Origin of the sequence: Campylobacter massiliensis, assembly GCF_014253065.1 — a bacterium.
GTDB classification, from domain to species: domain Bacteria; phylum Campylobacterota; class Campylobacteria; order Campylobacterales; family Campylobacteraceae; genus Campylobacter_A; species Campylobacter_A massiliensis.
In genome coordinates this window covers 564345-583492 of sequence record NZ_JACLZK010000002.1, presented here as the reverse complement: position 1 = coordinate 583492, position 19148 = coordinate 564345, and the positions used below count along the sequence as shown (strand labels likewise).

The window sequence follows — 19148 nt, the reverse complement described above, 5'->3', positions numbered from 1 at the left end:
TTGAATTATACATAAAATTTATGAAACGAGCGTTAAATTTGATAAAAGAAGAGTTCAGGCGCGACGCGAAACGGATTTTGAAAAAAGAGATTCAAATTTCGGCGCGAGCGAAGCATTACAAGATGTTTAAGCCGCTTTTAAATTTGCTAACCGAGCTTAAAGCGAAACGGATTTTGATATTTAATCCACTTTCTTATGAGCCAAATTGCTACATTTTGAGGCGCGAGCTAGCCAAAAGGTATGAAATTTTCGTTCCGTTTATGCTTGGTATTAGTTTAGAAATGGTAAAATCCAGGCTACCGCTTGTATCTCGGACGAAATTTGGCGTAAAAGAGCCGCTAAGTACCAAGATATTTAAAAAGCGTATAGACGTAGCTATAGTTCCGACTCTCGGGGTGGACGGAAATATGGCGCGCATAGGGCACGGTAAAGGTTTTTACGATAGATTTTTTGCAAATTTGCCTTACCGACCTACCTTGATATTCGTTGAAATTTTAGACAATTTTACAAATGAAATCATATCCGAAGATCACGACGTTACTTGTGATTTTTACCTGACCCCGAGCAAAATTTACGCAAAAAGAGGAATCTATGATAGAGATTTTAATCGGCTTAGGAACAGGTGCGGTGGGCGCTGGCGCAGGCTATCTCATCGCTAAAAAAATTAACGACGCTAACTACAATATATTTTTAGAGCAGGCTAAAGCGAAGGCTAAAGCGATAGAATTTGAGGCTGAACGCACGCTAAAAGACGCTAAAATCCAAGTCCAAGAGGCTGAATTTGAAGCCAAGAAAAAATACGACGACAAAACCGTAAAACTACAAAAAGAGTACACGCAAAAATTCGAAGAGATCGGTAAAAAAGAGCAAACCCTGCTAAACGAGCAAGAAATTTTAAACGAAAGCAGGGCTGAGCTAGAAAAATCCCGAAATGAAGCAAAAAGCGTCTATGAAGAGGGTCTTGGGCTAAAAGCAAGCTATCAAGCCAAACTGCAAGAGGCGCTAAAGGTGCTTGAGCACGCTGCCGGCCTAACGCAAGAAGAGGCGCGCGAAGAGGTACTAAAAAAAGTAGAGGAAAAAAGCCGCGCCGAGATCGCTCACATCGTGCGAAAACACGAAGAAGAGGCTAAACGCGAGGCTAAAAAACGGGTGAATTATATTTTGGCGCAGGCCACGTCGCGATTTGCGGGAGAATTTGCCGCTGAGCGCCTGATAAACGTAGTGGATATCAAAAACGATGAGCTAAAAGGCCGTATAATCGGCAAAGAGGGGCGCAATATCAAGACCCTAGAAATGGCGCTTGGCGTAGATATCATCATCGACGATATGCCTCACGCTATCACGTTAAGCAGCTTTAACCTATACCGAAGAGCGATTGCTACGCGCGTGATAGAGCTTTTGGTGCAAGACGGCCGCATACAGCCGGCAAGGATAGAGGATCTGCATAAAAAAGTATGCGAAGAATTTGAAGCCTCGATCTTAGAGGAGGGCGAAAATATCGTCATCGACCTAGGCCTTAGCAAAATCCATCCCGAGATAATGAAACTAATCGGCAAGCTAAAATTTAGAGCTAGCTACGGACAAAACGCCCTCGCGCACAGCCTCGAGGTAGCGCATCTTGCCGGCATCATCGCGGCTGAAACCGGCGGAGACGAAAAGCTAGCCAAAAGAGCGGGCTTGCTGCACGATATCGGCAAGGCCTTGACGCATGAATTTGAGGGTAGCCACGTCGATTTGGGCGCTGAAATTTGCAAACGCTACAAAGAGCATCCTGTAGTCATAAACGCCATCTACGCCCACCACGGACACGAGGAGGCAACTAGTGTAGAAAGCGCCGCCGTTTGCGCTGCGGACGCTCTGAGTGCGGCTCGCCCGGGAGCGCGCAGAGAGGTGCTTGAAAGCTTCCTAAAACGCGTCGAAGAGATAGAAAATATCGCAAAAAGCAAAGAGGGTATCAAGCAAGCATACGCGATAAACGCCGGTCGCGAGATCCGCGTCATCGCAAACGCAAAGCTCATAAACGACGACGAAGCGGTGCTCGTTGCTAAAGAGATTGCCGCAGAGATTGAGAGCAAGGTGCAGTATCCGGGCGAGATCAAAGTAAACGTGATCCGCGAAACTAGAGCCATAGAAATGGCAAAATAGGTCAAATTTAGGTAGAAAATGAGAAAAATTTTACTAGCGATTTTTTGCGTTTTAGCGCTCGGTGCCAACGACGAGCTCGTGCTAAACGCGTCAAATTCTTTTACGACGACGATGCGTAAGAACCCAGACGCGCCGGTTAAGGCTTTGCTTCAAAATGCAAAAGCGGTCGTCATTTTTCCTGGCATTACTAAAGTCGGCTTCGTACTGGGCGGCATGCACGGCAAAGGCGTGATGCTCGTGGGAAACCCGTACGCGCCGAGCGAAATGATGGTCGTGGATATCAGCGGCGGCAGTATCGGACTACAGGTGGGTTACGAAAATAGCTCGCTCGTGCTTTTTATCCTAAAAGATAGCCTCGTAGCCGACATAAAAGACGCCAAAATCACGATAAACGCCGACGCATCGTTTGCATTTGCCGATACGGGCAAATTTTACGGTAGAGTGAGTGATTTTAGCTTCACCAGCGACATTTATGCATATACGGACAATGACGGTTTTTTCGCGGGAGCGAGCTTTGGCGGAGCGGTGCTGGCTAAAACTAGCGACGCGCCTCTAAGGATGGATAGCTACGGATATAACGCGCTAATGGGCGCTATCTCAAAATACTAAAGGCCGAATTTGCAAGAGATGCTAACCTCGCTATCGACCTACGGGTACGTGATAGTGTTTTTATATTCGCTTGGAGGCGGTATGGTCGCTATCATCGCGGCCGGCGTGCTTGCCCATCTTGGCAAGATGGACATAACCGTGAGTATCGTGCTGGCGGCCGCCGCCAATGCTATCGGCGATACTTTGCTTTTTTACGTCAGCAGGTATAACCGCACGGCCGTGATGCCGTATCTGGCTAGGCATAAACGCAAGCTTGCCTTCTCTCAAATTTTATTTAAGCAGCACGGAAATAAAATAATATTTTTCAAAAAATTTATCTACGGACTAAAGACCCTCATCCCGCTTGCTATAGGGCTTACGAAGTATTCGTTTGCTAAATTTAGCGTCATAAACGTTATTAGCGCGGTAGCTTGGGCGATTTTGCTCGGGCTGGGCAGCTTTTGGGCGGGCGAGGCGTTTGAGCGGGCGTGGGATTTTATGGGCGAAAACGGCTGGCTGATGCCGGTTGCGATGTTTTCTCTACTGACGCTCATCTGGGTATATCTGCAACAAGCGACGAAAAAGAAAGGAAGGTCGGAATGAGAAAGTTACTCATTGTATTGGTGATTATAGCCGGCGTGGTTTTTGGCGGGCTAAAATTTAACGCAAACAAGGTGGAGGAAAAATATAACGAGGCTTTGAACCTAATCAAAGCAAACGGTATGGAGGTCAAAAACAGCGTATTTGAGGGCGGTCTACTAAAATCGCACGCAAACTACGACGTGGTTTTGTCTAAAAACTACATAAACGAGCTTGTCTCTCTTGGCGAAGAGTACGGTGCGCCCGAGGATCTAGCTATAAAAATCGACATGAATATCTCGCATGGATTTGATAGCTTGCTAGGTAAATTTGAGCTTGCGGGCGATGCCGAGTTTTTAAATGACCCGTATAAAAATTTCATCAAAGAGATATTTGATACGACGAGACCTATCAAATTTCACGCGGACGGCGCTTCGGGCGGAGATAAAAAATTTGTCTTTGAGCTAGTCGGAGTACAAAAAGAACAAGACGGCAATAAACTAAATCTCGCCAAATCGCTTTTAAATTTTGACATAAACGGCGAAAAGAAAATAGCCGGAGTCTCTTTTATAAATGATTTCATAGACTTTGCAAGCAAAGAAGGCGTCGCTATAAAAATCAAAAATATCGACTACGACGTGAAGTATGAAACGCCGATCGAGCCTAATATGATCTCAAAAGCGCTCGTAAATAGCGCTTATAAATTTGAACTTGGCGGCATAGACGTGATTTCGGGCGCCGAGGCTCTGCAAATCGGAAAGATAACGAGCGACTCCAAGCTAACCGTGCTAAGCGATACTCTAACGCAGGACGATACGAGCACGATAGAGAAGATAAAATATGCAAAATATGAATTTAAAGACTTTTTGATCAAAACGAAATTTGCAAATTTAGATAAAGCCGCGTTTGAAGATATTATTAACGCCAAGGGAGAGCCTGAGGCTCAGCTTGCGGTGATAATGCAAGCGCTTGATAAATTTATAAAAAGAGCGCCGAAGCTTACCTTTGAAAATTTCAATTTTAAAAATGCGGCCGGCAAGAGCTACGTCTCAAATTTTGAGTTTTCTATCGACCCGGACGGGATAGATAGTCAAAATTTCCTTGATAATATCCCGGCTGCTATAAATTTTAGCGGTAAAATCGAGCTTGATACGACGCCAGGAGAGTTTATATTCGGCAGCGGCGAGGAAAAAGAGGGGATAAATGCGATGCTCGTAAACGGCGGACTATTTAAAGAAAACGGCGGCAAATACGTAACTATTTTTAAATATAATAAAAGAACGCAAGATTTGATCTTTAACGAAAATTTATCTCTAAAATCTCTTTTTCAATAAAATTTAGCATGCTTGGACAAATTTTTATGTTTGTTTAAGCATGTTTTCTATATACTTCACTTTCCGTTTCACAGAAAGCGAGTTTTTTAAATTAACACTGTTAAACTAATTAGTCAATCTTTGAAATCTAAACAAGTGATCGATTGAGCCAATCTTTTATCAGGCTTTCCCTGGAAAGTAGATATAAAGATAAAACTAATTAATAAAATTAAAGTTTTTTGATTAAAACTTCATATTAAATCCTAAGATATTTTATTTTAGGTAAATTTTATATGGAGAGTTTGATCCTGGCTCAGAGTGAACGCTGGCGGCGTGCCTAATACATGCAAGTCGAACGGAGATTAAGTAGCTTGCTATTTAATCTTAGTGGCGCACGGGTGAGTAATATATAGCTAACTTGCCCATTACTAAGGGACAACAGTTGGAAACGACTGCTAATACCTTATACTCCGTATCTATATAAGTAGGTACGGGAAAGTTTTTCGGTAATGGATAGGGCTATATCGTATCAGCTAGTTGGTAAGGTAACGGCTTACCAAGGCTATGACGCGTAACTGGTCTGAGAGGATGATCAGTCACACTGGAACTGAGACACGGTCCAGACTCCTACGGGAGGCAGCAGTAGGGAATATTGCTCAATGGGGGAAACCCTGAAGCAGCAACGCCGCGTGGAGGATGACACTTTTCGGAGCGTAAACTCCTTTTCTTGGGAAAGAATTATGACGGTACCCAAGGAATAAGCACCGGCTAACTCCGTGCCAGCAGCCGCGGTAATACGGAGGGTGCAAGCGTTACTCGGAATCACTGGGCGTAAAGGACGCGTAGGCGGATTATCAAGTCTCTTGTGAAATCTAACGGCTTAACCGTTAAACTGCTTGGGAAACTGATAATCTAGAGTAAGGGAGAGGCAGATGGAATTCTTGGTGTAGGGGTAAAATCCGTAGAGATCAAGAAGAATACCCATTGCGAAAGCGATCTGCTGGAACTTAACTGACGCTAATGCGTGAAAGCGTGGGGAGCAAACAGGATTAGATACCCTGGTAGTCCACGCCCTAAACGATGTATACTAGTTGTTGCTTCGCTAGTCGAGGCAGTAATGCACCTAACGGATTAAGTATACCGCCTGGGGAGTACGGTCGCAAGATTAAAACTCAAAGGAATAGACGGGGACCCGCACAAGCGGTGGAGCATGTGGTTTAATTCGAAGATACGCGAAGAACCTTACCCGGACTTGATATCTAACAAATCATCCAGAGATGGAAGAGTGTCTGCTTGCAGAAATGTTAAGACAGGTGCTGCACGGCTGTCGTCAGCTCGTGTCGTGAGATGTTGGGTTAAGTCCCGCAACGAGCGCAACCCACGTCATTAGTTGCTAACGGTTCGGCCGAGCACTCTAATGAGACTGCCTTCGCAAGGAGGAGGAAGGTGTGGACGACGTCAAGTCATCATGGCCCTTATGTCCGGGGCGACACACGTGCTACAATGGCGTATACAATGAGACGCAATATCGCGAGATGGAGCAAATCTATAAAATACGTCCCAGTTCGGATTGGAGTCTGCAACTCGACTCCATGAAGCCGGAATCGCTAGTAATCGTAGATCAGCCATGCTACGGTGAATACGTTCCCGGGTCTTGTACTCACCGCCCGTCACACCATGGGAGTTGATTTCACTCGAAGCCCAAATACCAAACCGGTTATGGTCCACAGTGGAATCAGCGACTGGGGTGAAGTCGTAACAAGGTAACCGTAGGAGAACCTGCGGTTGGATCACCTCCTTTCTAGAGTACAACGAATATTCTCTCACAAGATATTCGTCAAAGGAAAATTTAGGTTATCGTTATAGATAATCTACTCAATCGACCTTGTTTAGTTTTGAAAGATTGACGCAAACCTATAGGGGCCTATAGCTCAGCTGGTTAGAGTGCACCCCTGATAAGGGTGAGGTCACAAGTTCAAGTCTTGTTAGGCCCACCAGAGAATTTAATTGGGGAATTAGCTCAGCTGGGAGAGCGCCTGCTTTGCACGCAGGAGGTCAGCGGTTCGATCCCGCTATTCTCCACCATAATTAGTTTAACATCAAAAAAGTCTAAACTAAGTATTTTTATTAAGTATTTAGTTTAGACTTTGTCGAAATAGACTCTTTATTTTTACGGCGCTTTCGAAAGAAGCGGTGTGCTTTAGGGGTTTCCAAAGGGCTTTGCCCTTGGTCGCAAAGACTAGCTTTACTAGTCTGCGAAGTCTAAACGTTATTTAGTTTATTATTGTTAAAAGTCACAATCAAGTTTTAATAAATAAAACAATTTTACAGGACTTGTTAAAGATTTAAAGATCTTGCTTATTTGCTTAATGCAGAAGTTTGACGTCACAAGATATCATAGGATTTAAAACTTACCTAGATATTAGTCAATGCTTTCCGTCTTAAAAGCTAGAGATTTAAATTTCGTAATAGATCTAAATTTGAGGCTTCGTTATGAAATCTTAAATTTATGAGTTACCTTTAACAAGGAAGTGATGCGAATTAGAATATATTATATACTAATAAAAGGTAAGCTACTAAGAGTAAGTGGTGGATGCCTTGGCTAGTAGAGGCGATGAAAGACGTGCCAGGCTGCGATAAGTCTCGGGGAGCCGTCAAGGGGCTTTGATCCGGGAATTTCTGAATGGGGCAACCCAGTTAAGCGCGAGCTTAACTACCTAATATGGAGCGAACGAGGGGAATTGAAACATCTTAGTACCCTCAGGAAAAGAAATCAAAAGAGATTACGCTAGTAGCGGCGAGCGAACGCGTAAGAGGGCAAACCGTTAGTTTACTAACGGGGTTGTAGGACTGCGATATAGACTAAACTTAGCTAATAGAATAATCTGGAAAGATTAAGCATAGAGGGTGATACTCCCGTATATGAAAGCTTTGTTTTACTTAGCAGTATCCTGAGTAGGGCGGAACACGTGATATTCTGTCTGAAGCCGGGTCGACCACGATCCAACCCTAAATACTACTACTAGACCGATAGCGCACAAGTACCGTGAGGGAAAGGTGAAAAGAACTGAGGTGATCAGAGTGAAATAGAACCTGAAACCATTTACTTACAATCATTCAGAGCACGATTCTTTATGACGTGTGATGGACTGCCTTTTGCATAATGAGCCTGCGAGTTGTGGTGTCTGGCGAGGTTAAGGAAACCCGGAGCCGTAGCGAAAGCGAGTCTTAATAGGGCGTTTAGTCAGATGCTGCAGACCCGAAACGATGTGATCTATCCATGAGCAGGTTGAAGCCGGTGTAAGAGCCGGTGGAGGACCCAACCCGCTGGCGTTGAAAAGCCATGGGATGACTTGTGGATAGGGGTGAAAGGTCAATCAAACATCGTGATAGCTGGTTCTCTCCGAAATATATTTAGGTATAGCGTCATGTAGTAACACTGGGGGGTAGAGCACTGAATGGGCTAGGGCATACACCAATGTACCAAACCCTATCAAACTCCGAATACCTAGTGTGTAATCATGGCAGTCAGGCGGCGAGTGATAAAATCCGTCGTCGAGAGGGGAACAACCCAGACTAACAGCTAAGGTCCCTAAATCTCATTTAAGTGGAAAACGATGTGGAGTTACTTAAACAACCAGGAGGTTGGCTTAGAAGCAGCCATCCTTTAAAGAAAGCGTAATAGCTCACTGGTCTAGTGATTCTGCGCGGAAAATATAACGGGGCTAAAATGAGTACCGAAGCTTTAGACTTAGTTTTACTAAGTGGTAGGAGAGCGTTGCATTCAGCGTCGAAGGTGTACCGGTAAGGAGCGCTGGAGCGAATGCAAGTGAGCATGCAGGCATGAGTAGCGATAATTGGGGTGAGAATCCCCAACGCCGTAAACCCAAGGTTTCCTACGCGATGCTCGTCATCGTAGGGTTAGCCGGGTCCTAAGCAAAGTCCGAAAGGGGTATGCGATGGAAAATTGGTTAATATTCCAATGCCAACTATAATGTGCGATGGAAGGACGCTTAGAGTTAAGCAAGCTAGCGGATGGTAGTGCTAGTCGAAAGGTGTAGGTTAAGATCCAGGCAAATCCGGATTTTTTTAAGCCGAGACCCCACAGGCGTTTGAAGTTCTTCGGAATGGATAGCGAATTGCTGATACTGTCGAGCCAAGAAAAGTTTCTAAGTTTAGTTATAGTTGCCCGTACCGTAAACCGACACAGGTGGGTGGGATGAGTATTCTAAGGCGCGTGGAAGAACTCTCTTCAAGGAACTCTGCAAAATAGCACCGTATCTTCGGTATAAGGTGTGCCTAACTTTGTGAAGGATTTACTCCGTAAGCATTGAAGGTTACAACAAAGAGTCCCTCCCGACTGTTTACCAAAAACACAGCACTCTGCTAACTCGTAAGAGGATGTATAGGGTGTGACGCCTGCCCGGTGCTCGAAGGTTAATTGATGACGTTAGCTCTGCGAAGCGTTTGATCGAAGCCCGAGTAAACGGCGGCCGTAACTATAACGGTCCTAAGGTAGCGAAATTCCTTGTCGATTAAATATCGACCTGCATGAATGGCGTAACGAGATGGGAGCTGTCTCGAAGAGGGATCCAGTGAAATTGTAGTGGAGGTGAAAATTCCTCCTACCCGCGGCAAGACGGAAAGACCCCGTGGACCTTTACTACAGCTTGACACTGCTATTGGGATAAAAATGTGCAGGATAGGTGGGAGGCTTTGATCCATATACGCCAGTTTATGGTGAGCCGTTGTTGAGATACCACTCTTTTTTATTCTGATAGCTAACTAGCTTGAGTTATCCTCAAGTAGGACAATGTCTGGTGGGTAGTTTGACTGGGGCGGTCGCCTCCCAAAATGTAACGGAGGCTTACAAAGGTTGGCTCAGAACGGTTGGAAATCGTTCGCAGAGTATAAAGGCAAAAGCCAGCTTAACTGCGAGACATACACGTCAAGCAGGGACGAAAGTCGGTCTTAGTGATCCGGTGGTTCTGTGTGGAAGGGCCATCGCTCAAAGGATAAAAGGTACCCCGGGGATAACAGGCTGATCTCCCCCAAGAGCTCACATCGACGGGGAGGTTTGGCACCTCGATGTCGGCTCATCGCATCCTGGGGCTGGAGCAGGTCCCAAGGGTATGGCTGTTCGCCATTTAAAGCGGTACGCGAGCTGGGTTCAGAACGTCGTGAGACAGTTCGGTCCCTATCTGCCGTGGGCGCAAGAAGATTGAGGAGAGTTGACCCTAGTACGAGAGGACCGGGTTGAACCGACCACTGGTGTACCAGTTATCCTGCCAAGGGTAGCGCTGGGTAGCTATGTCGGGATGTGATAACCGCTGAAAGCATCTAAGCAGGAAGCCAACTCCAAGATGAATCTTCTTTTAAGAGCTCTTATAGACTATAAGTTTGATAGGCTGGGTGTGTAATGGATGAAAGTCCTTTAGCTGACCAGTACTAATAGCTCGTCTGCTTATCTTTTAATAAGCATCACTTCCTTGTTAAGGGTAATTTTATTTCGAAAATCCGAAATAAAATATCTAATCTATACCTTATCAAGATCTTGTTTTAGTTAAAATGAGATTTGACTTTTAACAATTAAATAGCAGTGTTAAAGAAGTAAATTAATATAGTTTATTTCTTTAACACTGCCCGTGACTATACAGACGAGGAAACGCCTTGCTCCATCTCGAACCAAGAAGCTAAGCTCGTCCTGGCTGATGATACTCTCCCTTACTGGGATGTCGGGAAAGTAGGTCGTTGCGGGCTTTGTTTTTTATTCTTTTATACTATTTACTCCCTTGTTTTACACTCTGTATTCTTTAGTTTGTTTGTCTTGTAATATGTTGTCTGTTCTTGGATTGATGAAGTTGTTGGTGCGCTCCTTTATTAAACTTTATTCAAGTATTTTTAGGAGAAAATGCTAAATTAAAATTATTTGGAGTATCATGAGTATTTACGAGCTAAAACCCAAATTTCAAAACCTGCTTCGTCCGTTAGTAAAGCATCTTTATAATGCCGGTATTACGGCAAATCAAGTTACGCTTCTAGCCTGCATTATCTCCATTTTATTAGGTGCGCTACTTGCTAAATTTTCCGATATTTCAGCATTATTTTTTCTGCTACCTATTTGGATGTTTTTACGTATGGCGTTAAATGCTATCGACGGTATGCTGGCTCGCGAGTTTAATATAGAAAAATTACTAATTTTGTGTAGCTGTGTTGGTTGGTTTGGGTAGTTTACTTAGTTTGAAATTGGTTTAGGTAAGTATTTTCATAGCAGGGCTTTTTTAAATAATTACAATAAGGCCGTTCTGTTTCTAGAATGGGTAAGTTGGTGTTATAGAATGATTTGAACTAATAATAAAAAGCAAGGTGTTATTGGATGCTTAAGGGGAATTAAGTTTTTAATTTGGTGCAAGGATGGCGAATGGCTGCTCTGTGGTTTATTTGTGGGTATGCAAGAGGGTTGTAGTAGGGTAGAATGAGGGGTATAAAAAGGAAAGATAGCAATAAAGCAAGGGAAGTAAAGTATATAAGAGCGAAAAAGTCTTTTAAGAGCTTTTTATCGTATGGAGTAAATGGATGTTGGAGTTTTTTAGTGGTAACAGCATTGGTTTATTTTATGTAAACGGCTGAGCTAATGCTGCTTTATATTATTTACGATGAAGTGCATTAGACTAAATCAATATAAAAATTAAGCAGAGTGCTTAAAAGTGTACATTCAAAGCCCCATTAAACTTTTTAAGCTATTGTTGATTGTTTATATTAATAATATTTCTTAATAATCTTATAATTATTTTTTGGTAGAATGCGGACTTAAATTTTTAAAAAAGGAAAAACAATGAACAAATTCGTGTTATCAATGTTGGCATGCGCCTCAATGGTATTTGCTGCTATAAATTTAAATACCGCTACAAAAGAGGAGCTTATGAGTTTAAACGGCATTGGTTCAGCAAAAGCCGATGCTATTATTGAATACAGAAAAACAAATAAATTTGAAAGCATAGAGGATATTAAAAACGTAAACGGTATCGGCGATAAGACGTTTGAAAATTTAAAAGGTGATATTTCTACGAGCGGCGCAAGCGTAATACCTTCAAGCGACAAAGTATCCAAAAAGGCGCAAGAAGCTAAAAGTGATATGGTTGACAAGGTGAAGCAGAGTAAAAAGGAGGTTGCTAAAAAAACAAAAGATGCAGAAGAAAAATTAGCTACGCCTGCAAAAGATATGGACAAATCTAAAACCGATATAGAGGAAAAGGCTTCTAAAAATACTAAAAGCAAAGTAAAATCCGGCGAAGATAAAATAGAAAAAGATATTGATGAGGCTAAGACTAAGACAAAAGTTTCAAAAAAGAAAGTTGAAGAAAGCGTAGGCAAGGAAGTTGAAGCTAAAAAACATACAAAGAAAAAATCAGAATAATTCTGTACCATTGCGGTTCAATTTTGAGCCTATAATTTAAACTGCGTAAATCCTTTTTGATAAATAATCTGAAAGGATTTACGCAATACCACTTGCTGACTATATACGTCCTCCACAATTGTTTAAATCACGATAAATGCAAAATTTAAAGTGCTATATCTGACATTAATCGTCATTGGTAAATGCTAGTCAAAAAACAATAAAAACGCCTGCCAGTAGCAAGCAACTTAAAAACTAACTGCTGTTATCTTTATTATTGATAGTTAATGGCTGTAAAAAACAATATATTTTGATGGCGTTATTTTGAAAATTACAATATAGTGCCATAGCTGACAATGCCAAATTTAATTCTCCGTACACGGATATATGCATACTAATGAAATACGACAATTTTTAAAATACGATTACCAAATTTACATTGTTGTATTTTTAAAACCAAAATCTCGTTGCCAAATTTTTTAACAAAGCCCGACAAATTTTATTAAAAAATATCTTGCATGCCGATTTTTGCACCCTGCGTTGTTTTTAAAGGTTAAAAAGATATAATCTGTGCATTATTCTAAAACAAACAAAATTTAATAAGGCGACCAAAGAGTGTGGTTTAAAAAGGTTTTAAATTTTATATCTATTTTTGCTCTAGCGTTTGCGCTCGGCGGATGTGCGGCGAAGGCTAAATTTGATGTTCCGCAGATCGTAAATTTCGATAAACGCGAGTTTGAAGTGATTTCCCAAAGCGGCTCAAATTTGCTCTATATTTCGCATGAAAAAGAGGATTTTTATTTTACGATGATAAATTCCATGGGTACTCCGCTGGCTAGGCGGGTTTTAAGACCGAGCGGCGAATTTGAAGCTATCGGCTTTTTACCGCCAAATGGCGCTTACAACGAGCTTTTTGTTAAAGTGCTAAGTATCGTAAAATCAAATCAAAAAGAGGCCATCATAACGGCAAATAACGAAAATTTTAAGGTGAGAGCTCTTGATATACGTTAGCAAGCCCGCCGTCATCAGCGCAGCCGGAGCCGATGCGGAGGAAAATTTTGCAAATTTATGCGGCGAAAAGAGATTTTTGAGCGTTTGCGAAGGCTTTAGGGCGGATAAAAGCTTTATCCTCGGCAAAGTCGGCGCGCCGCTAGCTAAATTTAGTCAAAATACGCCAAAACACCTGCAAACGCGCACGAACGCTCTGGTTTTAAGCGCGCTTTTGCAGATAGATATAGACGTACGAAACGCTATCAAAAAATACGGCAAAAACCGCGTCGGTGTAGTCGTAGGTACGACCACTAGCGGCGTAGAGGAAAATTACGAAACGTTTAAAGATTTTGCCGCGACGGGGGTTTTCGATGCTTCAAAATTTGGCATAAATCGCAACTCTCTAGCCAATCCGTCCGAATTTATCGCCGATTTTTACGGGCTCAGCTCAGTTGCGTTTTCCGTATCGACCGCCTGTACGTCGGGCGTCAAGGCGATCATAACGGCAAAAAGACTGCTGAAGTCGGGTATCTGCGACGCCGTTATCTGCGGCGGCGTGGATAGCCTAAACACGCTAACGATAAACGGCTTTGATAGTCTAGGCATCCTAAGCGCGCGCGAAACCAATCCGTTTTCCAAAAACCGCGACGGCATAAATATCGGCGAAGGCGCGGCATTTTTCGTGGCGAGCAGGGATGAAATCTCAAACGTCGTTATCGCGGGCGAGCACTCAAACTGCGATGCGTTTCATATGACGCAGCCCGATTTTAGCGCTCAGATGCAAACGAAGTGCGTGCAAAAGGCGCTTCGGGCGGCAAATTTAAGCAGCGTCGATTATATAAATTTACACGGCACGGGCACGCAGGCAAACGATAAAATCGAGGCAAAGATCGTGCACTCGCTTATGCCGAGCGTTTTTGCCAGCTCCGTTAAGCCTCTAATCGGCCACACGTTAGGAGCCGCAGGAGCTATTGAGAGCGCGCTTTGCGCTATGCTTTGCGCCAAGGGCGAAACCGCGCTGCCGCCGCACGTATATGACGGCGTTTACGGTGATGAGATAGAGGGGGTAAATTTGGTAAAATTTGGCCAAAAAGCAGTCGTAAATTCAGCTATGTCGCTGTCGTTTGCATTTGGCGGCGATAACGCTGCGATCGTGTTTGGGAGGGCGAAATGAGCCTTGGAGATTATCTTCCGCACGGCACGGCGATCATTTTTATCGACGAGGTGCTTAAATTTGAAGATGGGCGCATAAAAACCAAAAGCGTTATAAAAGAGGATAATAAATTTCTTGCAGACGGCAAATTCGCCATGCATAAAACCGTCGAGATGATGGCTCAGTCGCTGGGCATCTACGACTCAAAGATGCGCGAGCTAAAGGGGATGAAATTCGGACTGGGTTTTTTGCTGGGCAGTAGAAAATTTGAGATATTTAAGCAGTTTTTAAAGGTCGGAGACGAAGTCGTCATCGAAGCTGCCTGCTCGATACAAGATGCAAGCGGTTTTGGCGTTTACGACTGCGAGCTTTACGTAAACGGCGAGCTTGGAGCACGTGCGACGCTAAACGTGCTCAGCCCGGACGAGGAATACGTAAAAAGGATACTAGATGAGTAAAAGAGTGCTGATAACGGGCTCGAGTCGCGGCATCGGAGAAGCGGTGGCTAGGCGGCTGGCGGCGGCGGGATACGAGGTCGTGCTGCACGGTAAAAGCGCGAGCGAGCAATTATTAAATTTACAAAACGAGTTAAATTTGAGCGCTTTAAAATTTGACGTAGCAGATACGCAGGCGGCAAGGGCGGCGATCGAAGCCGACATAGAGGCTAACGGCGCTTATTACGCCGTCGTGCTAAACGCTGGCATCACGCGCGATAATACGTTCGTTGCGATCGAGGACGAGGATTGGTTTGGCGTCGTGGATACGAATTTAAACGGCTTTTATAACGTCCTAAAGCCCGCTCTCATGCCTATGATCCGCGCTAAAAAGCCCGCTCGTATCGTCGTGATGAGCTCGGTTTCAGGCGTCATAGGCAACCGCGGTCAGAGTAACTACGCGGCTAGCAAGGCAGGTCTCATCGGCGCGGCAAAATCCCTAGCCGCCGAGCTAGCCTCGCGAAATATCACCGTAAACTGTATCGCGCCTGGACTCATCGAGACGGATATGACGGACGGCGGTTTGCCGATGGAGGAGATATTAAGGGCAATCCCAGCTAAAAGAGCGGGCAGGGCGGACGAGGTCGCGCCTTTGGTCGAGTTTTTGCTAAGCGAGGGCGCAGCCTACATAACGAGGCAGGTTATCGGCGTAAACGGAGGGCTTTGCTGATGCGAGTTTTTATAACGGGTATGGGCATGGTGAGCGCCTTTGGCAAGAGCTGGGAGGAGATAAGGGCTAAATTTGAGCTCGGCCGAAACGCCGTGAAATATATGCGGCAGTGGGATAGATATGAGGATCTAAATACCCGCCTAGCTGCACCCATAGAGGACTATGAGTGCCCTAGTTCGTGGGACCGCAAGCAGCTAAGAAGCCTAGGCACTGTTTCTATGTATAGCGTCGAGGCGGCGGGGCTGGCGCTAAGAGACGCGGGGCTAATGCGGGGCGAAAATTTAGACGCCGCGAGCCTCGATCCTAGCATGCAAGACGGTAGACTAGGCGTTGCGTGCGGTTCGTCCACGGGCAGCACCGAGTCGATACTAGCAATGGCAAAGCTACTAGAGCGCGGCGAAAACGAGTGTAACGCCAACACCTACATCAAGATGATGCCTCACACCACGGCGGCAAATATCGCGCTTTTTTACTCGCTAAAAGGGCGCATCATCCCGACCTCCTCGGCATGTACGAGCGGCTCGCATGCGATCGGATACGCCTACGAGAGTATCAAAAGTGGCAAAATTGATATGATGCTAGCAGGCGGCGCGGAGGAGCTGTGCCCGAGCGAGGCATATGTGTTTGACATGCTCTACGCCACTAGCGTGAAAAATAGCTCGCCCGAGATTTCGCCTGCCCCGTTTGACGAGGAGCGCGACGGGCTAGTACTAGGCGAGGGCGCTGGGATACTTTTACTAGAGAGCGAAGAGAGTGCCGTAAAGCGTGGGGCTAAAATTTACGCCGAGGTCGTAGGCTTTGGCTCAAACTGCGACGGCTCGCACGTAACGCGTCCGCAAAGCGCGACGATGAAAGGCGCGATGGCTTTGGCGCTAAAAGACGCAAATTTAACGCCTGAAAAGATCGGCTACGTAAATGCTCACGCCACGGCGACTAAACAAGGCGATATCGCCGAGAGTATCGCTACAAACGAGCTTTTTGGCGATAAGATCGCTATCAGCTCGCTAAAAAGCTACCTCGGCCATACGCTAGGAGCTTGCGGCGGTTTGGAGGCGATATTTAGCGTGATGATGATGCGGGAGAAAAGATTTTTCCCGACGATAAATTTGACCCGCGTTGATCCTAGTTGCGCGCCTCTTTTTTACCTGACCGAGCAAACCGCGATAGATACGGACTTTGTGATGAGTAACAACTTTGCTTTCGGCGGAGTAAATACATCGCTGATATTTAAAAGAATTTAAAATTTGAAGGTAAAATATGAAATGAATTTTAGCCGTTTTGCTTTTGATTTGCTCTTTTTCGGCGGCAAAGGACGAGTTTTACGAGCACGATATCGCAAGCGCGCTGGAGTCTAAATTTGCAAAGAAATATCTGCTAAAAGATATAAGCTTGCAGTTTTCTAAGCAGACAGATGAGGAGCTAGAGCCAGTAAAATCGCAAAGGCGTAGCAACAAATACCGCGCGGTCGAGGAAGATAGTTTCGGCGACGCGGTAAAAGACCCGCGCGAGGATAACTACAAGGAGTCTTGCGAATACGTTTTTGTTAAGGTCTTAGTCGATCTGCAAACGGCGGCGAAAAACGCGGGCAAAAGCAGCGTCGTGAACATACAAGGAAACTATAGGGATAAGTTGCTGGATAGCAAGGATAAATTTCAATGCGTAGTCGGAAATATGGCGACTGCGGTGGCGTTGAAAGCAAATTTGAAATAAGGAGAAAAAATGAAAAAATTATTAGTTTTAGCAGGCGTTTGCGCCTTGGCTTTAAATTTGAGCGCGCGCGACGACGTGCTTAGCTTTTCGATCGAGGAGGCGTTAAGCTCGCCGAAGGCAAAAGAGGTGCTAAATCCAAACATCAAGCTAAGCTTTGGCTCGGGTACGAAAGGCGGCATCATCAAAAGCGGCCTAATGGCAAACAAAAAAACCAACGCCTTTAACAAAAGCGACAAAGAGGCGTGCCAGTGGGCGTTTTTGTCGGCGATAAAGACTTTCCAAGAGCGCGCGGTGCAAGAGGGTGGCGCGAGGGTAGTAAATTTAACGGGCTACTACAAAAAACAGCCTTTTGACTCCAAAACGCAGTTTCAGTGCGGCGCGGGCGCTTTGATGGCGGGCGTAACGCTAAAAGGCGATATAGCAAAATAAGCGGCGAGAGGGGCGAATGAGGCTAAAATTTAAACTCGATTTTTTTGACGCGGTAGTTTTTAACGGCGAGCAGGATGCGAAGCTGGCGGCATACGAGAGGGAGCTTGACGTCTCGCACGTGCCTCCGCTTGAGCGCCGTAGGCTTAGCCGAGCGGCAAAGTGCGCCTTTGATCTAACCAAAAACATCGCGCCGCTTAATATGCCTATCGTTTTTAGCTCTTATGAGGGCGAGATAAATCGCTGTTTTGAGCTGCAAAACACGCTAGCTCACGGCGAGCTCATATCGCCGACCTCGTTTTCGCTCTCGGTGCACAACGCCCTTTCCTCGCTTTTAGCGATAAATTTTAAAAATAGCAGCGAAATCTCAGCCGTTTCGGCATACGCGCCGCTAGAGTACGCTTTGGTGCAGGCGCATCTGATGCTAAAAAGCGGAGCTAAAAACGCTCTGGTTTTAGCCTATCACGAGAGCATTTCGCAGGAGTATTTTGACGAGTCTGCGCCCTCTTGTATGGTTTGTTTGCTAGTTAGCGAGGGTGAAAATTTGAGCCTATCGCAAAGCGAAATTAGCGGCAAAACGGATGAAAATTTGCTCGTCAAATTCCTGCAAAATTTTGATCCGAAGCAAAAATGCTCCTGGCAAAGCGCGGATAAAAACTCCGCTTGGCGGTGGGATTATGAGCCCTCGTCACTGGTTTAAGATTTTTATCGTAGGGGCGAATTTCGCGCTATTTGGACTCATTTGCGCGCTTGGAAATTTGATCTTTGTTCCGGTTGCGCTTCTTGGGCTTTATAAATTTAAATTTATCCGAAATTTTTGCCGCGATTTGGTGCGTTTGGCTTGGATATTTTTTATATTTTCTACTCAAATTTGCGGCTATCAGCGCACCAAATTTGACCTTCCTTTGGGGCTTGGCTCCGCCTCGCAGATAATCATCGCAAATCACCCTTCGCTTTTAGACGTCGTCTTTTTGATAGCGCTCATTCGCCGCGCAAACTGCGTGGTAAAAGCAAGCCTTGGTAAAAATATCTTCTTAGCTCCCGCGATAAAATCATGCGGATATATCCTAAATACCGCTAATGAGGAGCTCTTGCAAAAAAGCGCGGACGCCCTAAAAAGCGGCGAAAGTTTGATAATATTTCCCGAAGGTACGCGCACGGCGGGCGAGATAGTTTTTCATAAAGCGGCCGCCTATATCGCGGTAAATGCGGCAAAGCAGCTAGTCGCCGTCGCCATCAAAATGGATCCGCCCAGCCTCAAAAAAAACGAGCCTTGGTACAAAACCCCGAGCGTTATGATAAAATACGAGTTCAAAGAGCTTTTTAGGCTAAATTTGGACGGATTTTGCGCGGATAGGCCAAACCCGATCAGGGCTAGAGAGCTGCACGCTTTTATCAGCGAAAATTATACAAAGGAGTTTAAACGATGAACGAACTAATAGATGAGATAAAAGAGCTCATCATAAAGAGCTTAAATTTAGAGGATATGAAGCCGAGCGATATCGACGAAAACGCGCCGCTTTTTAACGAAGGGCTAGGGCTTGATAGCGTCGATGCGCTTGAGCTTGGCCTTGCAGTACAAAAAAGCTACGGCCTAGTTTTGGACTCTAAAACCGCAAATTTAAAAGAGATTTTTTACAGCGTAAAAAGCCTCGCGCAATACATCTTTGAAAACAGGAACTAA

The 19148-nt window shown here is 44.8% G+C and carries 17 protein-coding genes, 2 tRNA genes and 3 rRNA genes; all 22 read left to right on the top strand.

The window, feature by feature from the left end; genetic code table 11:
* Positions 1-20 precede the first annotated feature (20 nt).
* The 22 genes from H7R39_RS09495 (at position 21) to H7R39_RS09390 (ending at position 19148) form a co-directional block, all read left to right on the top strand.
* A complete protein-coding gene (locus H7R39_RS09495; RefSeq protein ID WP_185898995.1) occupies positions 21-659 on the top strand; it encodes a 5-formyltetrahydrofolate cyclo-ligase in 639 nt (212 codons plus the stop codon).
* The gene (gene rny, locus H7R39_RS09490) at positions 592-2145 is read left to right on the top strand and encodes a ribonuclease Y (protein WP_185898994.1); all 1554 of its coding nucleotides are present in this window, start codon (positions 592-594) and stop codon (positions 2143-2145) included. Before H7R39_RS09495 ends, rny begins: the two co-directional genes overlap by 68 nt.
* 18 nt (positions 2146-2163) lie before the next feature.
* On the top strand, positions 2164-2754 hold the full coding sequence (locus H7R39_RS09485; protein WP_185898993.1) for a lipid-binding SYLF domain-containing protein: 591 nt from the start codon (positions 2164-2166) through the stop codon (positions 2752-2754).
* Positions 2755-2763: 9 nt separating this feature from the next.
* Positions 2764-3336 carry a DedA family protein gene (locus tag H7R39_RS09480; RefSeq protein ID WP_185898992.1) on the top strand — a complete coding sequence of 191 codons (573 nt, stop codon included), beginning with the start codon at positions 2764-2766 and terminating at the stop codon, positions 3334-3336.
* The gene (locus H7R39_RS09475) at positions 3333-4646 is read left to right on the top strand and encodes a DUF945 family protein (RefSeq protein ID WP_185898991.1); all 1314 of its coding nucleotides are present in this window, start codon (positions 3333-3335) and stop codon (positions 4644-4646) included. The genes H7R39_RS09480 and H7R39_RS09475 overlap by 4 nt, the downstream gene beginning before the upstream one ends.
* Before the next feature lie 269 nt (positions 4647-4915).
* Positions 4916-6426: ribosomal RNA gene (locus H7R39_RS09470) — 16S ribosomal RNA — on the top strand.
* A gap of 119 nt (positions 6427-6545) precedes the next feature.
* Positions 6546-6622, top strand: a tRNA-Ile gene (locus tag H7R39_RS09465).
* Between the two features lie 12 nt (positions 6623-6634).
* Positions 6635-6710 (top strand) — tRNA-Ala (locus H7R39_RS09460).
* Positions 6711-7191: 481 nt separating this feature from the next.
* Positions 7192-10097 (top strand): 23S ribosomal RNA (locus H7R39_RS09455).
* A gap of 169 nt (positions 10098-10266) precedes the next feature.
* Positions 10267-10385 (top strand): 5S ribosomal RNA (gene rrf / locus H7R39_RS09450).
* Together the 16S, 23S and 5S rRNA genes with 2 tRNA genes alongside form the textbook arrangement of a ribosomal RNA operon.
* A gap of 179 nt (positions 10386-10564) precedes the next feature.
* Positions 10565-10855, top strand: coding sequence for a CDP-alcohol phosphatidyltransferase family protein (locus tag H7R39_RS09445; protein ID WP_228724770.1), 291 nt, complete (start codon positions 10565-10567; stop codon positions 10853-10855).
* A 605-nt stretch (positions 10856-11460) separates the two neighbouring features.
* On the top strand, positions 11461-12042 hold the full coding sequence (locus H7R39_RS11660) for a helix-hairpin-helix domain-containing protein (RefSeq protein ID WP_185898990.1): 582 nt from the start codon (positions 11461-11463) through the stop codon (positions 12040-12042).
* A 594-nt stretch (positions 12043-12636) separates the two neighbouring features.
* A complete protein-coding gene (locus H7R39_RS09435; RefSeq protein WP_185898989.1) occupies positions 12637-13032 on the top strand; it encodes a hypothetical protein in 396 nt (131 codons plus the stop codon).
* The gene (locus H7R39_RS09430) at positions 13019-14185 is read left to right on the top strand and encodes a beta-ketoacyl synthase N-terminal-like domain-containing protein (protein ID WP_185898988.1); all 1167 of its coding nucleotides are present in this window, start codon (positions 13019-13021) and stop codon (positions 14183-14185) included. The genes H7R39_RS09435 and H7R39_RS09430 overlap by 14 nt, the downstream gene beginning before the upstream one ends.
* On the top strand, positions 14182-14622 hold the full coding sequence (locus H7R39_RS09425; protein ID WP_185898987.1) for an ApeP family dehydratase: 441 nt from the start codon (positions 14182-14184) through the stop codon (positions 14620-14622). Before H7R39_RS09430 ends, H7R39_RS09425 begins: the two co-directional genes overlap by 4 nt.
* A complete protein-coding gene (gene fabG / locus H7R39_RS09420) occupies positions 14615-15328 on the top strand; it encodes a 3-oxoacyl-ACP reductase FabG (RefSeq protein ID WP_185898986.1) in 714 nt (237 codons plus the stop codon). Before H7R39_RS09425 ends, fabG begins: the two co-directional genes overlap by 8 nt.
* Positions 15328-16569, top strand: coding sequence for a beta-ketoacyl-ACP synthase (locus H7R39_RS09415; protein ID WP_185898985.1), 1242 nt, complete (start codon positions 15328-15330; stop codon positions 16567-16569). Before fabG ends, H7R39_RS09415 begins: the two co-directional genes overlap by 1 nt.
* 43 nt (positions 16570-16612) lie before the next feature.
* Positions 16613-17038, top strand: coding sequence for a hypothetical protein (locus H7R39_RS09410; RefSeq protein WP_185898984.1), 426 nt, complete (start codon positions 16613-16615; stop codon positions 17036-17038).
* Between the two features lie 9 nt (positions 17039-17047).
* Entirely contained in the window at positions 17048-17467 is a 420-nt protein-coding gene (locus tag H7R39_RS09405; RefSeq protein WP_002946946.1) for a hypothetical protein, read from the top strand.
* Between the two features lie 16 nt (positions 17468-17483).
* Positions 17484-18164 carry a beta-ketoacyl synthase chain length factor gene (locus H7R39_RS09400; RefSeq protein WP_185898983.1) on the top strand — a complete coding sequence of 227 codons (681 nt, stop codon included), beginning with the start codon at positions 17484-17486 and terminating at the stop codon, positions 18162-18164.
* Complete coding sequence (locus H7R39_RS09395) at positions 18142-18894, top strand: lysophospholipid acyltransferase family protein (RefSeq protein WP_185898982.1); 753 nt, start codon at positions 18142-18144, stop codon at positions 18892-18894. Before H7R39_RS09400 ends, H7R39_RS09395 begins: the two co-directional genes overlap by 23 nt.
* Positions 18891-19148, top strand: a complete 258-nt coding sequence (locus H7R39_RS09390; RefSeq protein ID WP_185898981.1) for a phosphopantetheine-binding protein — start codon at positions 18891-18893, stop codon at positions 19146-19148. The genes H7R39_RS09395 and H7R39_RS09390 overlap by 4 nt, the downstream gene beginning before the upstream one ends.